The 18819-nt window shown below is 33.2% G+C and carries 14 protein-coding genes and 1 tRNA gene; 5 read left to right on the top strand and 10 right to left on the bottom strand.

The window, feature by feature from the left end:
* Positions 1-210: 210 nt before the first annotated feature.
* From DM444_RS15935 to DM444_RS15960, 6 genes are all read right to left on the bottom strand, one after another.
* Positions 211-2310 carry a peptidylprolyl isomerase gene (locus tag DM444_RS15935; RefSeq protein ID WP_111288380.1) on the bottom strand — a complete coding sequence of 700 codons (2100 nt, stop codon included), beginning with the start codon at positions 2308-2310 and terminating at the stop codon, positions 211-213.
* Between the two features lie 107 nt (positions 2311-2417).
* Positions 2418-3674, bottom strand: coding sequence for a hemolysin family protein (locus DM444_RS15940; RefSeq protein WP_111288382.1), 1257 nt, complete (start codon positions 3672-3674; stop codon positions 2418-2420).
* A gap of 2 nt (positions 3675-3676) precedes the next feature.
* Positions 3677-3871 (bottom strand): hypothetical protein, encoded by a 195-nt coding sequence (locus tag DM444_RS15945; RefSeq protein WP_111288384.1) that lies wholly within the window; start codon positions 3869-3871, stop codon positions 3677-3679.
* 8 nt (positions 3872-3879) lie between these two features.
* Positions 3880-4434, bottom strand: a complete 555-nt coding sequence (gene lptC, locus DM444_RS15950) for an LPS export ABC transporter periplasmic protein LptC (protein WP_111288386.1) — start codon at positions 4432-4434, stop codon at positions 3880-3882.
* 51 nt (positions 4435-4485) lie between these two features.
* On the bottom strand, positions 4486-5715 hold the full coding sequence (locus tag DM444_RS15955) for a hypothetical protein (protein WP_111288388.1): 1230 nt from the start codon (positions 5713-5715) through the stop codon (positions 4486-4488).
* Entirely contained in the window at positions 5708-6442 is a 735-nt protein-coding gene (locus DM444_RS15960) for a type III pantothenate kinase (RefSeq protein ID WP_111288390.1), read from the bottom strand. The genes DM444_RS15955 and DM444_RS15960 overlap by 8 nt, the downstream gene beginning before the upstream one ends.
* A 103-nt stretch (positions 6443-6545) precedes the next feature.
* Here DM444_RS15960 and DM444_RS15965 point away from each other — a divergent pair.
* The 4 genes from DM444_RS15965 (at position 6546) to DM444_RS15980 (ending at position 9039) form a co-directional block, all read left to right on the top strand.
* Positions 6546-6618: transfer RNA gene (locus DM444_RS15965), tRNA-Phe, on the top strand.
* Positions 6619-6669: 51 nt separating this feature from the next.
* Positions 6670-6957: a GIY-YIG nuclease family protein gene (locus DM444_RS15970; RefSeq protein ID WP_111288392.1), complete on the top strand. Its 288-nt coding sequence runs from the start codon at positions 6670-6672 to the stop codon at positions 6955-6957.
* A gap of 347 nt (positions 6958-7304) precedes the next feature.
* Complete coding sequence (locus DM444_RS15975; RefSeq protein WP_111288394.1) at positions 7305-8798, top strand: MFS transporter; 1494 nt, start codon at positions 7305-7307, stop codon at positions 8796-8798.
* Between the two features lie 13 nt (positions 8799-8811).
* Entirely contained in the window at positions 8812-9039 is a 228-nt protein-coding gene (locus DM444_RS15980; RefSeq protein WP_111288546.1) for a DUF6814 family protein, read from the top strand.
* Positions 9040-9100: 61 nt separating this feature from the next.
* On the opposite strand, the gene DM444_RS15985 is transcribed toward DM444_RS15980, so the two are convergent.
* From DM444_RS15985 to DM444_RS16000, 4 genes are all read right to left on the bottom strand, one after another.
* Positions 9101-11977 carry an alpha-amylase family glycosyl hydrolase gene (locus DM444_RS15985; RefSeq protein WP_111288396.1) on the bottom strand — a complete coding sequence of 959 codons (2877 nt, stop codon included), beginning with the start codon at positions 11975-11977 and terminating at the stop codon, positions 9101-9103.
* 80 nt (positions 11978-12057) lie between these two features.
* The gene (locus tag DM444_RS15990) at positions 12058-12873 is read right to left on the bottom strand and encodes a SusE domain-containing protein (protein ID WP_111288398.1); all 816 of its coding nucleotides are present in this window, start codon (positions 12871-12873) and stop codon (positions 12058-12060) included.
* 23 nt (positions 12874-12896) lie between these two features.
* Positions 12897-14504, bottom strand: a complete 1608-nt coding sequence (locus DM444_RS15995) for a RagB/SusD family nutrient uptake outer membrane protein (RefSeq protein WP_111288400.1) — start codon at positions 14502-14504, stop codon at positions 12897-12899.
* 35 nt (positions 14505-14539) lie between these two features.
* A complete protein-coding gene (locus tag DM444_RS16000) occupies positions 14540-17515 on the bottom strand; it encodes a SusC/RagA family TonB-linked outer membrane protein (RefSeq protein ID WP_111288402.1) in 2976 nt (991 codons plus the stop codon).
* 236 nt (positions 17516-17751) lie between these two features.
* Here DM444_RS16000 and DM444_RS16005 point away from each other — a divergent pair, with 236 nt between their 5' ends.
* Complete coding sequence (locus DM444_RS16005; RefSeq protein ID WP_111288404.1) at positions 17752-18783, top strand: LacI family DNA-binding transcriptional regulator; 1032 nt, start codon at positions 17752-17754, stop codon at positions 18781-18783.
* Positions 18784-18819: the final 36 nt, after the last annotated feature.

Genomic DNA, 18819 nt, shown 5'->3' on the forward strand with positions numbered 1-18819 from the left:
ATGCCAAAAATATGTTAAAATAAAAATTCGGACAAATTAACTGTATTAATTTCAATATCACAAATTTTTCCGACTAAATTTCGATTATTCCTATATACTATTAGAAAATTAACAAAAAAAGCTTACAAAACAGAATTCCAGTATTTTAATAAAAAAGAAACCCGAAACATCAAAGACGTTTCGGGTTTTATTAAGATGATTTACTAATTCTTAGTAGTTGAATTGTAATCTGTTATCTTCAATTTTAGCGTTGTTTTTCAATGCTGGTAATACTCTGTTTGCATCAGATGCGCTTTGAGCTTTTACTTTCTCTACATAAGCAGCATGATTAGCAATTGCAGGAGCTTTTACAGTTTTAATGTTTTTAACTACATAAACACCTGTATTTCCTTCAATTGGAGCAGAAATTTTGTTAGCAGTTAAAGCAAATGCATTTCCTACAACTTGTGGCTCTTGTCCAACTCCTCCAGGTAAAACCGGATTGTCTAAAGTTAAATCTGCAGCTTGTTGTACAGCAACTCCAGCAGCTTTAGCAATAGCTTCAAGGCTTGAACCTTTCATTTTCTCTTTTAAGATTTCAGCTTTTTTCTTGTTTTTCAAAATTGGCTCAACATAAGGTCTTGCCATTGAAACAGAAACTAAACCTGATTTATTTTCACCTTTGTATTGTGCAATAACGTGTCCGATGTTTGCAATTTCAAAACGTTTTACATCTCCAGTACTTGTTTCTTTATCGAAAGCCCATCTTACAATGTTACGTTGATTTCCTAATGGTCCAAACGCTTCATCCATAGCTTTTGCATTTACTGGCTGAGCAACTTTTAAACCTAATTCTTTTGCAGCAGCATTAAAATCTTTATCAGCAGCATCCATTTCAAATTTAGTTGCTAATGTAAATACTTTATCAGAAGTAGCTTCAGATGGCTCAATTTTTTGAGCAATTGTAGCTAAACGAATTCCGTCTTGTTTGTCTGTAATTTTGATAATGTGAAATCCGAATGGAGTTTCTACTAAACCAATTTTACCAATTCCGTTGCTGAATACAAAATCATTGAATGGTTTTACCATTTGGTTAGGACCAAAATATCCTAAATCACCACCTTGCTGTGCAGATGAATCATCAGAACTTGTAAAAGCCAACATCATAAAACTATCTGGATTAGCTTGAACTTGAGCTAAAATTTCTTCAGCTTTAGCTTTAGCTTCTTCTTTAGTTCTCTTCTCTTTTGGATTTGGAGTTTGAGATCCTTCGTAACCAATTAAGATATGACTTGCTTTTGCATTAACACCAGCTTTAAATCCTTGAGATCTAGAGATAGCATAATATCTTCCGTATACGTATGGTCCGTAAATTGCACCAGCAGGTAAGCTGAATAATTTATCAGCGTCGATTGCAGGTAATGCATTTTTAGGAACGTAAGTAGAATCGTAAGGAACATCAGAATTTGCGTTTACAAATTCAGCAATGTTTGCAGCATTTTTAAATCCAGGTAATGTATCGTTTTTACCTGTTTTTGCGTTGTAAACAACACTTCCTGACAATAATGCATTTAATTTAGATTTAATTTCAGCCTCATCTTCTTTAGAAGCTTTGTCTTCAACTAAAACATATTGAATTTCGCGAGTTGCATCCGCTTTGAATTTTTTCTCGTTTTTCTTCATGTAAGCTATAATCTCATCATCAGAGATTTTCACTTCACTATCTTTAATAGAAGAATAAGGAGCTCCTGCAAAATCAAAAGTCACTTTATTAGCTTCCATTTCGTACTTTAATTTTCCTTCACTAGCAGTTGTGTAAAGTCCTGACTTAATTAAAGTATTATAGATTTGAAATTTTGCATTCAATTCAGCATCTTTCTCTTTTTGAGCGATGTATTGTGCTGCTTCTGGGTTTGATTTAAAGTAATCTTTAAACTTAACAACATCAAAAATTCCTGCTGCATTTAAGAACATTGGGTTTTTACCAATGTTTGGATCTGATTTTAAAACCTCTAATAAGTGTTTTTCACCAACTCTCAATCCTAATTTCTCAAATTGAGATGACAATAAAGCGATTGAAACTTCTTGATCCCAAACTCTGTTTGCAGCTTCAGTGGAAGTTATTCCTTGCCCACTTTTTTCAACATTACTAACTTTAACTCTAAAGTCTTCAAATGAAATATCTTTTCCATCGATGCTTCCTACATCTTTTGAACTTTGACCAAATGTTCCTCTTGTGAATAGATCTTGTATTATAAATGCAAATAATGCAAGTGCAATAACTCCTATCAATAAAGCGGAACGCTGTCTAATTTTTGCTAAAACTGCCATTTTATTATCGTTAATTTTATATTCAGTTTGCGAAAATACAATTATCTAGTTAATAACAATACAACTAGCGTTTTATTTTACACATTTTTTTTCATTAATTTAAAAAATCAATCTTTTATTGTCAATTTGACTAGTTCTATTTTCTTATTTGACGCCTCTTTTATAAAAAAATGAAACCTATCTATTACAATTTTATCTCCTTTTTGTGGGATTTCTTTTGTATGATTAACAATAAAACCTCCTAATGTGCCATAAGAGTCTTCTTCTGGAATCATCAATTTGTAGGTTTCATTTAGATATTCAACATCTAATCGGGTTGAAAACAAATATTCGCCTTCGCCTATTTCTTCTTCAATTAGCTCTTCATCCAAATCATGTTCATCTTCAATTTCTCCAAAAAGTTCTTCTACAATATCTTCAATTGTGATAATTCCAGAAGTTCCTCCATATTCGTCCAAAACAACAGCTACATTTTTTCGCTTTTTGATTAATAAGTTCAAAACATCTTTTATCAAAATTGTTTCTGGAACAAATTCAACTGTCATTAAAACTGACTTTATTGTAGATGGCTTTTTAAATAAATCAAACGAATGCACATAACCCACAATATCATCTAATGAATTTTGGCTTATAATGATTTTCGAATAACCTGTTTCTATAAATAATTCTTTAAGATCATCTACCGTATCAAACAAATCAACATCAACGATTTCTGTTCTTGGCGTCATTATATCTCGTGCTTTTACGGCAGAAAATTCTAATGCATTTTGAAAAATTTGAATTTCAGAGTCTACTTCATCTTCTTCTTCAACAGTACTCATTTGTTCGGTAATATAATTTCCGAGTTCAATTCGGCTGAATAAATGAATCTGACTTCCCTCTGTTTTAAAGAATTTGCTGAGTATAAAATCTGCAATCCAAATAAAGAAAGTAGAAATATAGTAGAATAACCTGTAAAATAAGTAAGCGGGAAGTGCCAAAATTTTAATTAAAGAATTGGCATAAATCTGAAAAAATACTTTCGGGAAAAATTCTGAAGTCACCAAAACAATAAATGCTGCCAGAAGTGTCTGAATAAGTACATTCCACCATTCTGAGAAAACAAATCCAAAACAAACCATCCAATTTAAGATCAGATCGCCCATAAAAAAACCGTAAACCACCAAAGCGACATTGTTGCCAATAAGCATGGCTGCAATAAATTTGGACGGATTTTCGGTAAGTTTGGTCAAGATACGAGACAAAAAATCGTCTTGTTTCTTTTCTATTTCAAGATAAATTTTGTTGGAGGAAACAAAAGCGATTTCCATTCCAGAAAAAAAGGCCGCTAGTATTAAACATATTATTATAATACTAATTTCCATTTTTATTGCTTTTTATTACGATTGTCGTGCTTGTTAAGGAATCTTCTCCTAAAGAAAAACATAAAAATTGCCATTCCTGCAATCACAAAATAGAAAGGATAACTCTCGTCTCCTTCATTTAGCTTTACGATACCATCATAAGCAAAGAAAACTGCAAAAAGGATGTAAACGTATTGTGTATATTTTAAATAACCCATAATTTTATTTATTCTTCATCTGATTCAATTTCACCGCTTATTCGCTGTGAATTAATCACTTTAAAATCTTTACTAAAATCTATTCCCTGACCGTGAGAAATTCCTTTTGCATCAGTCAGCTTAAATTTCCTTTCGGTATAAAACCACTCATTCTTCTGATCGTAGTACAATTGTTCTGTTTCCAAACTTTGTCCCGCTTCAGATGTGATTTTTACTTTTCCAATCAAATCAATAATTCCCGTATTTTTATACGAAACTGCATAGTTTCCTTTTATAAAGGTACGTTTTTGTTTTTTATCGTATAAAGTAACATCTATTCCTTTAGGAAATTCTGTAAACGGAAAATCAAGATTTGAATAATCAAGCATTTTAGGGCTAATTAAAACCCCTGTAATGCGTCCAGAATCTGTATATTTAATATTAACTGTATCGGCGTCACTTGCCGGAACAAACTCTGAGAAGTTAATTTTCTGAACTTCTTTAAAATTACTTTCGCATCCAAAAAACATTGTCACAGCAAATACTGTGACAACTATTAGACTATATCTTTTTGGTAAATTCATTTGCCAAATGTAGTAAATTGTAATGAGCTTAGAAAAGATAAAATATTATGTTTATTGGAATTTACTCTTCACAAACCATTTGTCGTTGAAAGAGAAACTCAAACTAAAATTCACGTAGTTTTCTTGTACTAAATCAGAGGCAGTTGTACCACGTTTACCAAACTCAATTCCTAAATTCACATTTGAAAAAGTTCCTGGAACTGGAATTCCTGCCCCCAATGTCATTCCGACATCTTTAATTGATTCATTATTAACTATAAGACCAATTTTTTCGTATTTCAAACCTGCTCTATATGTAATTCTGCTCATATAACTTGTAAATGAAGCGTAGTTAGGAAGATAGTACCCACCAAGAGCATATTTAGAATAGCTTTCGTATCTTACATTACTCATAGTGTTATAATAGTTTGCTAGCTGACCATCTCCTTGAAAAGTCATATTTGCTCCTACAAGCCATTTTCTTGCTTCTCCTACTCCTAAACCAATGCTTAATTTGTTTGGAAGTTTCAATTTAGTTGAGCTTGAAGGATATTCATAAGGATCTGGATCTCCCTGAACAGAAATGACTCTCGTATTATCTGAATTTAAATTACTTGCAAATGAATAGCTTAAACTAGAAAATATGCTGATTTTTTTATCGATTTTTTGCTGGTACATCGTTCCAAGACTAAAAGCTACACCAGACAGTTCTGAAGAATTTACCTCTGCAGTACCATTTTGAACTCCTGTAATAGCCTCTATACTTGTTGTTGTAATTTTCCCAAAATTATATTGCGCATCAACCCCAACATTCCAGTTCTTCATAATTTTATATCCTAAACCGAAATACACTTTGTTTATACCACCTTTTCCATCAAGCTGTGTACTGGTTGCGCCTTCTGTAGCTGAATTATCCTCACGAATTTTGTATCCAACTGAACTTACTGGAATTAAACCAAATGAAGCACCAAATCTTCCCATTGGGATTCCTAATGCCAAGTAATCGAAAGTACTGCGCTGTGCTTTTTCTGATTTAGAACTTGTTTTTAAATTAGAAGTTGCAAATGTTCCTCCAACTGTAAAAGTGGTTTGCATTAAGCTGGCATAACTTGCAGGGTTATCTAAATTTAAGTGAATCGAATCTTGCTCGACTGCTACTCCAGCCATAGATCTGTTTTCAAGGGTTCCCTTGAATCTTGCATCTCCTATTCCGAAAAAAGAATAAGGCGAAGCAGTACCTTGTTGAGCAAATGAAACGAACGATATAAGCAAACAAGCGCTTAGTATTACTTTTTTAATCATTGTCGATTTTATATTGATATGTTTGGTTCAAACTCTCCAGTAGGAAATTTGAATTGGCAAATATGGTATTTTTTAATCGTTTAGCCAAAAAATCTGCATCGCCTCCCGTTAAAATTATGATAAAATTTGAAAACTCTTTGCGATATTCATCGATAAAACCGTCAATCTCATAGACGAAACCGTTCACAACGCCAGAATGTATGGCTTGTGCTGTTGAGTTTCCTATATATGTATCAGGCGTCTCTAATGTTAACAACGGCAGTCTGGCTGTAAAATTATTAAGTGATTCGTATCTCAAACGAAGGCCTGGAGAGATGGCTCCTCCTAGATAATTATCATTTTCGTCGATAAAATCGTAGGTAATGCAAGTTCCAGCATCAATAACTAAACGATTTTGTTTTGGAAATTGTAAGGTTGCTCCAGCAGACAAAATCATTCGATCGATACCTAAAGTTTTTGGTGTTGCGTATTTATTATGGAAAGGAAAAACATCTTCGTGAGAAAAAAAATGAACTTTTAACCGATTTTCGAAAGTTAAAAAAGATTGTTTTTCGATACTTCCAACCGAAGCAACAGCTAAATCGGAGCAATTTGGGTATTTTTCTAAAATATTTTCAATTTTTTTTTCGAGTTCATTTTTCTCAAAAACAAAATTTTCTAAAGAAGTATTACCCTCAAATACAGACGCTTTAATTCTGGTATTTCCAACATCGACCGTTAAAATCATATTTCTATTTTTGCTATTGCGAAGATACAAATAGATTTTTTCTAAAAAATGTTTTGCACAAACCAAAAATGATTATATATTTGCACCCGCAACAAACAAGCACGGTACCTTAGCTCAGATGGTAGAGCAATGGACTGAAAATCCATGTGTCCCTGGTTCGATCCCTGGAGGTACCACAAAACCCGAATAGTAATATTCGGGTTTTTTGTTTTTATACTTTTTTATAGATGCATTACTTATATATCCTGTATTCTAGTTCTACTCAAAAGTTCTATATCGGTGAAACAAACAACATCGATGAACGAATTTTTAAACATCAAAATCATTTTTATGCAAATTCTTTCACTAAAATTGCTTCAGACTGGGAAGTAGTCTTAACTTTTATGTGTGATAATAAAAGTGAAGCACTATATCTTGAAAAGTTTATTAAAAGAATGAAAAGCAAAGTCTTTAATGCTAAAATAATATCAGATCCATCAATCTTAAAAGATATTCTTCTTAAGAGAAAATTATAATGTGTCTCTGGTTCTCCCGAAGCCTCGGGACTGGAGGTACCACAAAACCCGAATAGTCCCGAGGCTTCGGGATTCGGGTTTTTTGTTTTTATACTTTTCTGTTTTGCCTAACCGCAAAGAGCGCAAAGAAAAAAAGCGCAAGGTTCGCAAAGTTAGTTTTAAACTTTGCGAACCTTTGCGTAAATCTTTGCGCTCTTTGCGGTTAAATCTTTTTCACTTCGAAAATCAAATGTCAACAAATAATAAGTTTTTGTTAAAAAAGTATTAAGCGAATAAACAAATATCTCTTATATTCGTAAAACTCTATTTTTAAATTTAATTTATTAACAAGATCTCAAAGCGGTTTTATGAGCAAAACTTCTACTAAGGGCATTTGGAAAGTAATTTCAGCCTCTTCTATGGGCACCATGATCGAATGGTATGATTTTTACATTTTTGGCAGTTTAGCCGTTGTTATTTCAACCAAATTTTTCCCTAGTGATAATCCAACCGCAGCATTTTTATCTACTTTAGCCACATTTGCAGCTGGATTTGTAGTTCGCCCGTTTGGAGCTTTATTCTTTGGGAGACTTGGTGATATTATTGGTCGAAAATATACTTTCATGGCTACCTTATTATTAATGGGTGGTTCTACTTTTTTAATTGGCTGTATTCCTAGTTATGAATCTATTGGTTTTCTAGCTCCTTTATTAGTTCTGGTTTTACGTTTACTGCAAGGTCTTGCTCTTGGAGGAGAATATGGCGGAGCTGCAACTTACGTAGCTGAGCACGCACCAGCTGGAGAAAAAGGATATTGGACTTCTTGGATTCAGACCACGGCTACTGTTGGCTTATTTATTTCCTTAATGGTTATTCTAGCCACTAAAAGTGTACTTTCTGCAGAGGCTTTTGATTTATGGGGATGGCGCGTTCCTTTTTGGGTTTCAATCGCTATGGTTGGAGTTTCGTATTTAATTCGAAAAAATATGGACGAATCTCCAGTTTTCGCGAAAGCCAAAAAGGAAGGAACAACAAGCACAAATCCGTTAAAGGAAAGTTTTGGAAATAGATATAATCTAAAATTTGTTCTTTTGGCTTTGTTCGGTGCGACAATGGGGCAAGGTGTTGTTTGGTATACGGGACAATTCTACGCGATGAGTTTTATGAAGACAGTAATGAATGTTGATTCTTCACAAGTAGATGAATTATTAGGAATAGCTCTTTTAATTGGCACACCATTTTTTATTGCTTTCGGATGGCTCAGTGATAAGATTGGACGCAAATACATCATGATGTTTGGAATGCTTCTGGCTATTTTATCTTATAGGCCTATTTACAAAACGATGTACAACACCACAGATATCAATCAAAAAACTGAAGTTTTAGAAAACCCAAGAGAAACCACAGAACATAAGGATGATGGAAGTTCAGTTACCATAACGCAAAAAAAATATACGGACGGTACAACTGTAATTGAGAAAAAAACGTACATGGAGAAAAAAGATGTGCAAACAAGCGTCTCAATTACAATTAATTCAAGCGACAAATGGACTTTAATTTTCTTGGTTTTTATTCAAGTGCTATTTGTAACAATGGTTTACGGTCCGATTGCTGCGTTTTTAGTCGAAATGTTTCCAACTAAAATCAGATATACTTCTATGTCTCTTCCGTATCATGTTGGAAATGGAATTTTTGGAGGTTTACTTCCTGCTATTTCTACCTATTTTGTATCACACGCCAAAACAGCAGGCAAAGCCGATTTTTATTTGGAGGGTTTATGGTATCCGATAATTATTGCTGGAATCTGCTTTGTTATTGGGATGATTTATATTGACAACAAAAACAAAATTACTCACCTTTAAAATTTACAAAAAAATGAATGCGATTAAACAAGTTTTAGGGGCGTTTTGGATTGCTTTGGCAGCGGCGGCTGCATATTTCTGTGTGTTTGAATTTGGTTTACCAAAACTACTTTCAGACCAACAAGATGATTTAGTATTTGGCGTAATAATTCTTTTTATACTAACCCCACTTATAGTTATGGGATTAGGAACATTTGGTTATTATTCTTTGATTGGAGAATATAACAACAAAAAGAAATAAATATAAAAACAAAAAAAGGCTGTCTATTTCTAGACAGCCCTTTTTTCATTACTAACCAAACCTAATTTTTAATAAACTTCGCAACGCGAGCATTATTGTTTTCGTCAAACGCTTTTACTAGATATAATCCTGAAGTTAATCCACTTACTGAAAATTGAAAATCTGCATTACCGTTTACATTATATGTTTTTACTAATTGTCCTGAAACAGAATAAACATCTACTTTTAAAGCCGCAAAATTTAAGGTAAAATAATCTGCAACTGGATTTGGATATAAACTAACCGCATTTCCTTTTTCAAAATTTTCTATTGCCAGATTTGCTTGCTTATTACCATAAATTCTATATTCTCCTGGAGCAAGACTAATTGTTGCATTTACATCTGTAACATTAATCGTGGTGTTATCCATTAAATTATACCAAGTTCCTGTGTATTGAAATGCAGGAACCATACTTTGTGTAGTTAAATCAAAATTGGCTAAAATCACAACATCTTTTAATTGAGCAGCAGTTAAATTACTATTTGTAATTTTGATATTTACAGACAAAGTTGCTGTATTAGCCATAGTTGCAGTTCCTAAAAACACAGGTTCTGATTTTTTAAGCGTAATCATCTTAGCCCAATCATTATAAATTTTATTTCGATTAGAATCGCCAAGCCAATTTTCTGTCCATTGTGGCTGTGGTTTTGTATCTAATTTACAATCGCCTGAAATTGTTGATGAATTATCATTTACAGTTCCGTCATTGCATGTATAAATTGAATCATCCCATCCTAATTCCCCAAAATGCCAAATCATTTTTGGACCAGGAATTAATAATGAAACTGCTCCAATTGCAGACATTCTTGACAAAGCTGTATTTAATGTTTTCACATTATAACTTCCGCTTGAAGCTCCGTACTGCACATTTTTATACATTAATCGTTCTTCATCATGACTTTCAGCATAACCCATTAAACGATTTGCTGTAAAACCACGACTTGAGCTATTCATTCTATAAATATTACTGCTTGATGAATATCCCATTGACAATTGATTGTATTGATCTGTCATTTTCCCCCACATCATAACTCCTTTACTTGGGGTTTCTGCCACTCTATAATTTGCCCACTGCTGTTCTTCAGCATCAGTTCCTAAGTGTTCAAAAATTGTATAATGCGTAGGGTCTAAACTCCATGAATAATCAGCATATTTTTTTAGAACATCTACTCTATCTTGCTGATAGCTATTGGTGCAACTTTCGTCTGAAGCCGTACAAGCTTGAGTGAATCCTTTCGTTAAATCCCAACGGAAACCATCAATTTTGTATTCCTCAATCCATTGTTTAATTACACGATTTACATAATATTGAGTTTTCAGTGATTGATGATTAAAATCTTCTCCTACACTGTAAGAATGTTTTGCTACTGTATTAAAATATGGATTTTCTGTTGTTGGCGATCCAAAACCGTCTCCATCAGGATCATTCATCCACATTCTTACCATTGGATTTCTTCCAAAAGCATGATTTAGCGCCACATCAAGAATTACAGCAATTCCGTTTTGATGGCATAAATCAATAAACTCTTTTAATTTATCTGAAGTCCCATAGAATTTATCTAAAGCCATGTGAAAGGAAGTATTGTAACCCCAGCTTTCATTGCCTTCAAATTCCATTACTGGCATTAATTCTATTGCATTAATTTGTAGATTTTTAAAGTAATCTATTCTATCAATTAAATTTTGATAGCTTCTACCAGCATCAAAATCACGAACCAAAACTTCATAAACAACTAATTTTTCTTTTTCAGGTTTAACAAAATTAGTCACTTGCCAATTATAAGGAGTTTGTCCTGTTTTTAAAACCGTAACCTCAAAACTTTGTCCTGAAGGATATACAGGCATATTTGGATATTTTGAAGCAGGAATTGAAGGATCATCATAAGGAGATAATACTAAAGTAGAATATGGGTCTGCTGTTTTTACCATTGATGGCGAATTAGCAAGTGGAGTTGTATCGACAACCCAATACTGATACGTATTGTTTACTCCTGATACTAAACCTGTAATTTCTAACCAAAATTTTCCTGAAGAAGGATCTTTTTTCATGGCATACGCCGATGTAGGCTGCCAGTTATTAAAACTTCCTGCAACGTAAACGAAATCTTTTAAAGGAGCATCTAATACCAAAGTGGCTTTTGTAGCATCTGAAGTATTATAATTAATTCCGTCAACCACACCTGCAGGCATCGCCTCAGAAACAGTATTCGGATTTACCACTACCGAAAATTTCTTAGAAATTGTTGTTGTTCCTTGTGTTGCAATCAATTCATAGCTTTGATTACTTGTAAGACCTGTATGCGTATAAGAATAGCTTGAAGTACTTGCGTTTGTATTGACAGTTACGCCATTTGCCTTCAAAGTATAACTTGCCACTCCATTTGTATTTGTTGCAGCTATATTAAAATTGGCTCCTGAAGAAATAATTGAAGTACTATTATCAACAGGCGAAGTTAACGAAACTTGAAAAGAACCAACTTCAACAAGAATATCTTGTGATTTTTTATCACCTGTACCGTTTTTTGTTTTAACAAGAAAACCTATTCTTCCTATTCCATTTCTATTAAAATAAACAGATGGCGTAATTGTTTTAGTGTAAGTATCTGTTCCTGCATTATAAGTAAACTTACTAGCCTCGTTCGATACTGTCCAAGATCCGTTTGAAGGGCTATCTGCCTGATTTGTGTCATTTACATCATAAGACCATGACCAAAGATACAATGCATGAGTTGTACTAATTCCCCATGAAGTTTCATCAACACTTGCCCCATTTATTGTGATCGTTATGGGTGTAGTGTCATCAAATGTTGCCGGATTTATTGAGTACGTCACTGTCTGCACTTGAGCAGAAACAGCTAACGACAACAATAAAAACGTTAATAGTAAAATTCTTTTCATAGTTATAGTGGTTAGCTAAATAGTTCGTTTGATTAAAAAAGGGCTATCTGGAGATAGCCCTTTTGTAAATTATATTAAAACTAATCTAATGTTATTTTTTTCGCAGCATTGTCAATAGTTAAAACTCTTGGTCCTGTTGGTCCAGTATATTTAAAGTTACTGTCTCCATCATTTGCATTTACTAATTCATCATCTATTTCATAACCTAAGTTTGAATAGTAAGTATAGTTATGACTTTGATCCCAGTTACCATCACTTGTAAAGTTGTTACCTAAGAATTCTCTAAAAGCTTCTCCGCTGTTAAGAACAATTGTTACTTTATAAATATTTGTTGTACCAACTACTAATGGGAATTCTGTTTCTGCATCACCAGCCCATGTCCAACCTCCTGGGGTAGCTGCACCAACTAACCAGTGAGAACTTGCTAACGGCACATGATATGGCGTAGCTGTAATAGTGTAAGAATTAGAATACTGTGGAAGTCCAGAAGCTCCAACAACAGCTTTGATACGAATATCAACTTTATTAGCTTCTTTCTCAACAAAACCACCATTAACTAATGCTGAATTTAATTCAGATACTGTTAAGGTTGCAAATTTCTCTGTTGTATTTGTTACTGTAATAGGAGTCGCAAAATTTGTTCCTTCTTTAGCTATTTCAACAGTATAGTTTACTACAGTTTGCATCCCGCTGTATGCTGCATCATCCCACACAACAGTTGTTGCTACATCATTCTCCGTTTCTTTTGAAAGTACAATTGTAAAATCAGATTTAGGATTCAATAAAACAGGAGCCGTTGACGCTTCGATTACAGGTCTGTCTTCTACATCATCAGCATTACATGAAACTGCTAAAACACCGATGAAAGCAATTAAAATTTTATGTATATTTTTCATTTTTAATATTTTTATAAGGTTAGTTAGTATCCTGGATTTTGTTTTAAAGTTGGGTTAGCTTGTATAATTCTAGAAGGAATTGGCATCAAATCTCTATAAGAATCAGTAGCAATTCCATTTATAGAACCACCTTTCCATTGCCAGATTTTAGATCCTCCTGTGAATTTACCAAAACGAATTAAATCGGTTCTTCTATGGCATTCCCAAAACAATTCTCTTCCTCTTTCATCCAAAACAAAATCAAGATTTAATTGTGATGCAGTAATAGTTGCAGCATTTGCTCTCATACGAAGCTGATTGATATATCCTACCGCAGTTCCTGTATTTGCAGATGAAGCTCCTCTTAATGCAGCCTCAGCATACATTAAATATACATCTGATAATCTGAACATTGGAAAATCTGTGTCAGGAATATCATTTCTTTGAGCTGCAGATCCATCTGATTTTTTATTAATGTATTTCGTTACAGCATAACCATCTGTAAATGTTCCAACATTCTTAATATCTTTTGATTGCCCATTTGTATAAAAAGTTCCTCTTTTATCTCCAGTAGCAGTTTCATCAGGAAATAAATTCACAAACTCTCTACGAGTTCTGATTCCCTGCCAACCACCATCCATACCTCTTGAAGCAGCATCCATACTACCTCCGATAGATGCATGAAGAATAAAACTCATTCCTCCTCCTGTAGCTCTAATAGCATTACCATCACTTATAACTGGGAAAATGAATTCTGATTGAGCCCCATTTACATCGTTATCTGCAGAGAATAAATAACTATATGGAACATTTGCAAATGTATATCCTGAATTATTAATAATATCAGCACATAATGTACCAGCATCATTAAATCTATCAGTTCCAGTATAAACTTTTGAATTTAAATAAATCTGTGCTAATAAAAATTTAGCTGCTGTTTTATCAATTCTTCCATATTCGTTTGTTCTTGAAGCCGCTAAACTATTGTCTAAATCTTTTAATTCTGCTTCAACAAAAGCAAAAACTTCAGCTCTTGTTTTTTGCACAGGGTAAAAGAATCCTACTGGATCAGCCTCAGTTGTAATTGGCACATTCCCAAATAAATCCATCAAATTAACATAAGAAAAAGCTCTTAAGAAACGAGCCTCTGCTCTGAATGTAGCAATTTCAGCTTTCAAACTAGCATCAACACCTCTTGAAGCTAATTTTTCTTCTGTCGTTTGTCTTAAAAATTCATTGGCAACACTAATTTCATAGAATGCTCTTGAATATGTTCCTGCCAAAAATTCATTTGCAGGAGACCAAGTTTGAGAATTTAAAGTTGGTAATGTTCCATCTGCCCACGCAATAATAGCCTCGTCAGTAGTGAACTCTTGCGTTACAAAAAGCAAACGCAAATAACTACTAAAATCTCCTCCAATTCCAGAGATATCTGCTTGACCATCTCCATCGTTACCTCCAACATACAAACCTGCATATAATTTCGCTAAGACTTGTTTATATGATGCTGGATCTTGAAAGAACTGCTCTGATAAAAATTCATCATCATCAGTCGGAGTAACATTCAAGTCGCTCGTACATGAAGTAAGCGTCATATTCAATCCTAAAACAAGTAGGAAAAAATAAGATATATATTTAAATGATATTTTCATTTTATGTTTTTTTAAATTTGTTTTTCAAAAATCTACTAGAAGCTTGCATTTACACCAAACAAGAAAGTTCTAGCTCTTGGATATACATTGTTATCAATTCCATTGAATCTCTCTGGATCTAAACCATTGTATTTTGTTAATACAAATACATTCTGAACTCCCGCTGTAAATCTTAAAGAAGCAGCTTTTAATAAATTTTTATCGAAAGTATAACCCAAAGTAATGTTGTCTAATTTGATAAAAGAAGCATCTTTAATGTAGTAATTAGACAAATAACGTTGTGTGCCATTATCTTCATATCTAAAACCTGTATTTAAATAATCAACACTAACATTAGATAAGTCAGTATCTCTTCTTAACGCGGCATCAGAATATCCTAAGTTTGAGCTTACGTTATCGAAAATATAATTTCCTAAACTTGCTCTCCAGTTCATTGTGAAATCAAACTTTTTATAATTCAAAGTAGAAAACAAACCAAAAGTGTAATCTGCGGCAGGTTTATGGAATCTGTAACGATCTGAAGCATCAATTTTTCCGTCACCATTTCTATCTACATAAGCACCTGCAATAGGCTTTTTATTTGCATCATATAATTGCTCATATACTAAGAATGATCTTGGAGCATAACCTACTGAGTTAACTTGTATTTGATTTCCTGAACCTCCTGCAATATTATCACCTGTTAAATAACCTTGGAAACCAGGAACTGTTACTCCTAAATCATCAATTTTTTGGTCGATATAAGTAGTATTAAAAGCAACATTCCATGTTAATTTATCATTCTTAATAACATCTGATTGAATGCTAAACTCAACTCCTTTTGTTCTTACGCTACCAATATTATATGTTCCAGAGTTTCTAATATTTGCTCCATCTGGCACCACTACATCTGCTAATAAATCACTAGATTTTTTATCAAAGTAGTTTACTGATCCTGTAATTCTATCATTTAAGAATCCGAAATCGATACCAATGTTCATCTCTGCCAATTCTTCCCACTTAATATTTTCGTTATAACCTTCAGGTCTTGCAGTAGAATAAATCTGACCTCCAAAAATATACTGAGTATTAATTGTACCTAATGTTACTCTTTTCAAGTAATCATATGCTGCAGATATATCTTGCTGACCAGTTGTTCCATAACCAAATCTTAATTTAAGACTTGATAATGTTTGGTTGTCTTTTAAAAATGCTTCTTCTGCAACATTCCATGCTAAAGCAACTCCACCAAAATCTCCCCATCTGTATTTCTCAGAAAAACGAGAACTTCCGTCTCTTCTGTAATTTATGGTTGCCAAATATCTACTGTCATATCCTAAATTAACACGACCGAAATAAGATTGTAAATTAATATCTGGACTTGTATTAACATCTTCATTAGGATTTGGCTGTCTTAACTCTCCAGATTGATATCTTTCTCTTTGAAATAATTGGTAGTTGTAACCAGCTGTAGCATCAACTTTAAATTTACCTAAATCTTTTGTATAATTAAAGTAAGCATTTAAGTTTTTGTTCTGAAGCATATCTGTGTACTTAGAATAGTTTCCATAGTTCACATAATCAGGACCATTAAATGGTTTTGGCTGATAACCTAAAATACTTTCAGTACTTACTGTAGTATTTCCGTTACTGTCAAATCTATCGATACCAGCTTCAACAACAGCTCTTAAATCTTCAAAGAAGTGAAATTTGTAATCCAATCTAACATTCCCCCATTTTCTAGTCGAAGTAGCTCTTCTGTTATCTTGATTTAATCTTGCGACAGGGTTTCTTGCTGGTAATAATGGTACATTTCCATTAGCTTCTAACCATTCAAAATATCCTCCATAACGAGATCCTTCTTCATAAACTGATTGTGTTGGATCAAATCCAATAGCACTTCCAATAACAGCATTTTCATCTTGAAATTGATTTTTTCCAAAAGCTAAGTTTCCACTAATATCAATTTTCAAATGATTATCAAACAACACAGGGTTTAACGATATCGATGTCGTAGTTCTTTCAAAAGAAGTGTTTCTTAAGATTCCAGGATTATCAACATTTCCAACAGATAAACGTACAGGTAATTTATCAAACAAAGCCCCACTAACAGAGATGTTATTATTAGTTGTTAAAGCCGTATGGAATATTTCGTCCTGCCAATTTGTATTTGCTGTTCCTAACAATGCTTTTTGAGCAGCAGAACCTTTTTCGTTAACTAACGCACGAAATTGATCTGCATTTAATACATCAACTTGATTAGCAACTGTATTAATACCAACTTGAGAGCTAAAATTAACTTTTACTCCACCTTTTGATCCTTTTTTAGTAGTAATAACAATTACACCACTTGCAGCACGAGATCCATAAATCGCTGCAGCAGAAGCATCTTTCAATACTGTAAAAGACTCAATGTCATTTGGATCAATTGTAGACAAAATACTTGTTGCTCCACTAGGAACATCATTTGTTAATGGAAGCCCATCTAATACAATTAAAGGCTCATTTGATGCACTTAATGAAGATCCTCCACGAATTCTAATATCAGCTTTAGCACCTGGAGCTCCTCCTCCTACTACATTCACACCAGCAATACGTCCGCTGATCAAAGTTTCTGGAGTTACGTTAATTCCCTTATTAAATTCTTTTGCTGAAATTTGAGAAACAGATCCTGTTGCATCTTTTTTCTTAACAGTACCATAACCAACTTGTACTACAACTTCCTTAAGTTGATTAGTATCTTCTTCTAAAGAAATGTTAAGTGTTTTTTGACCAGTGTACTCAATTGTTTCTGTTCTGTATCCAATAAAAGAAACAACGATTTTGTTACCGTTTTTAACATTTGACAGCTGGTAATTTCCATCAAATCCAGTTGATGCACCGTTTGGAGCACCTTGTACATTTACATTTACTCCTGGTATTGGTTGACCTGTTGTTTTGTCAACAACAATCCCTTTTAAAGTGTTCTGAGCCAACACACTAAAAGGCAACAATAGGAATAAAAATAACAACTTTTTGTAAATTGTTTTCATACTTTTTGTTTAAATTAGTTTTGAGTTTTTGAATGTTAGTTAAGTTTTTAATTTTACTTCGAATTTCAAAATTATGAATTTATTAACACGAACAACCTGAAGCAATTTTTATTGGTTTACGAAAACGTGGTAGTGTTGAAAACTTTCTATATTTTGTAATCTTTTAGCGTTAAAATTGTCAATTATAAAAATTTCAGATATCTTTATTATTAATTAGATTTTTTTCAATTAACCCCATGAAACGTAAAATAACCTTAAAACAGATTGCAAAGGAACTTGATGTCTCTATATCAACTGTCTCAAAATCACTGCGAAATAGTCTCGAAATTGGCGAAGAAACACGACTAAAAGTGCAGGCTTTTGCAAAGTTTTACAACTACAAACCAAACAATATTGCTCTTAGTTTAAAAAACCGAAAAACGAAGAGTATTGGAATTATTATTCCCGAAATTGTACATTACTTTTTCTCTACTGTAATCAACGGAATTGAACAGGTAGCAAACGAATATGGATATAGCGTAGTCATTTGTGTATCTGATGATTCTTTTGATAAAGAAGTCCTAAATATGGAGATGTTGGCCAACGGAAGCATTGACGGTTTTATCATGTCTCTTTCTAAAGAAACGCAGTATAAAGGCGACTTCCATCACATTACAGAAGTTATAAATCAAGGAATGCCCGTAGTCATGTTTGACCGAGTTACGAATGACATTTTATGTGATAAAGTTATTATTGATGATAAAGCTGCTGCATACGAAGCTGTTCAAAGTTTAATTGACAACGGACGTAAAAAGATCGCTTTGGTAACTACAGTAGATTATGTAAGCGTTGGAAAACTTAGAACTGATGGCTATGAGAAAGCACTTTTGGACAACGGAATTGCTTTCAGCGAAGATTTAATAATTAAAATTGAAGATGTAGATACTTGTGAAATAACTATTTCTGAGCTTCTCCATGCAAGAGCTTTTGATGCTGTTTTTGCTGTAAATGAGCTTTTTGCTGTTACAATTATCAAAACAGCAAATAAAATGGGACTAAAAGTTCCTGAAGATTTAGCCGTAATTGCATTTACTGATGGAATTATTTCCAAATATTCAACTCCAACCATTACAACAGTAAGTCAAAGTGGCGAAAAAATGGGTAGTAAAGCTGCCAAAATGCTTATTGAAAGGCTTGAAGCCGAAGAAGATGATGACGAAGAGCATACCGAAAATTACACAACAGAAGTCATAGAAACCCATTTAATAAAAAGAGAATCTACTGACTAAAAATCTTAAAATCAATACTTTCTAAAGCCATAAAAA

It is taken from the genome of Flavobacterium ginsenosidimutans, assembly GCF_003254625.1.
GTDB classification, from domain to species: Bacteria; Bacteroidota; Bacteroidia; order Flavobacteriales; family Flavobacteriaceae; genus Flavobacterium; species Flavobacterium ginsenosidimutans.

Excerpts from the sequence above, each read along its gene's own strand:
- DM444_RS15935 (WP_111288380.1), bottom strand. The coding sequence starts at position 2,310 with ATGGCAGTTTTAGCAAAAATTAGACAGCGTTCCGCTTTATTGATAGGA.
- DM444_RS15940 (WP_111288382.1), bottom strand. The coding sequence starts at position 3,674 with ATGGAAATTAGTATTATAATAATATGTTTAATACTAGCGGCCTTTTTT.
- DM444_RS15945 (WP_111288384.1), bottom strand. The coding sequence starts at position 3,871 with ATGGGTTATTTAAAATATACACAATACGTTTACATCCTTTTTGCAGTT.
- lptC (WP_111288386.1), bottom strand. The coding sequence starts at position 4,434 with ATGAATTTACCAAAAAGATATAGTCTAATAGTTGTCACAGTATTTGCT.
- DM444_RS15955 (WP_111288388.1), bottom strand. The coding sequence starts at position 5,715 with ATGATTAAAAAAGTAATACTAAGCGCTTGTTTGCTTATATCGTTCGTT.
- DM444_RS15960 (WP_111288390.1), bottom strand. The coding sequence starts at position 6,442 with ATGATTTTAACGGTCGATGTTGGAAATACCAGAATTAAAGCGTCTGTA.
- DM444_RS15970 (WP_111288392.1), top strand. The coding sequence starts at position 6,670 with ATGCATTACTTATATATCCTGTATTCTAGTTCTACTCAAAAGTTCTAT.
- DM444_RS15975 (WP_111288394.1), top strand. The coding sequence starts at position 7,305 with ATGAGCAAAACTTCTACTAAGGGCATTTGGAAAGTAATTTCAGCCTCT.
- DM444_RS15980 (WP_111288546.1), top strand. The coding sequence starts at position 8,812 with ATGAATGCGATTAAACAAGTTTTAGGGGCGTTTTGGATTGCTTTGGCA.
- DM444_RS15985 (WP_111288396.1), bottom strand. The coding sequence starts at position 11,977 with ATGAAAAGAATTTTACTATTAACGTTTTTATTGTTGTCGTTAGCTGTT.
- DM444_RS15990 (WP_111288398.1), bottom strand. The coding sequence starts at position 12,873 with ATGAAAAATATACATAAAATTTTAATTGCTTTCATCGGTGTTTTAGCA.
- DM444_RS15995 (WP_111288400.1), bottom strand. The coding sequence starts at position 14,504 with ATGAAAATATCATTTAAATATATATCTTATTTTTTCCTACTTGTTTTA.
- DM444_RS16000 (WP_111288402.1), bottom strand. The coding sequence starts at position 17,515 with ATGAAAACAATTTACAAAAAGTTGTTATTTTTATTCCTATTGTTGCCT.
- DM444_RS16005 (WP_111288404.1), top strand. The coding sequence starts at position 17,752 with ATGAAACGTAAAATAACCTTAAAACAGATTGCAAAGGAACTTGATGTC.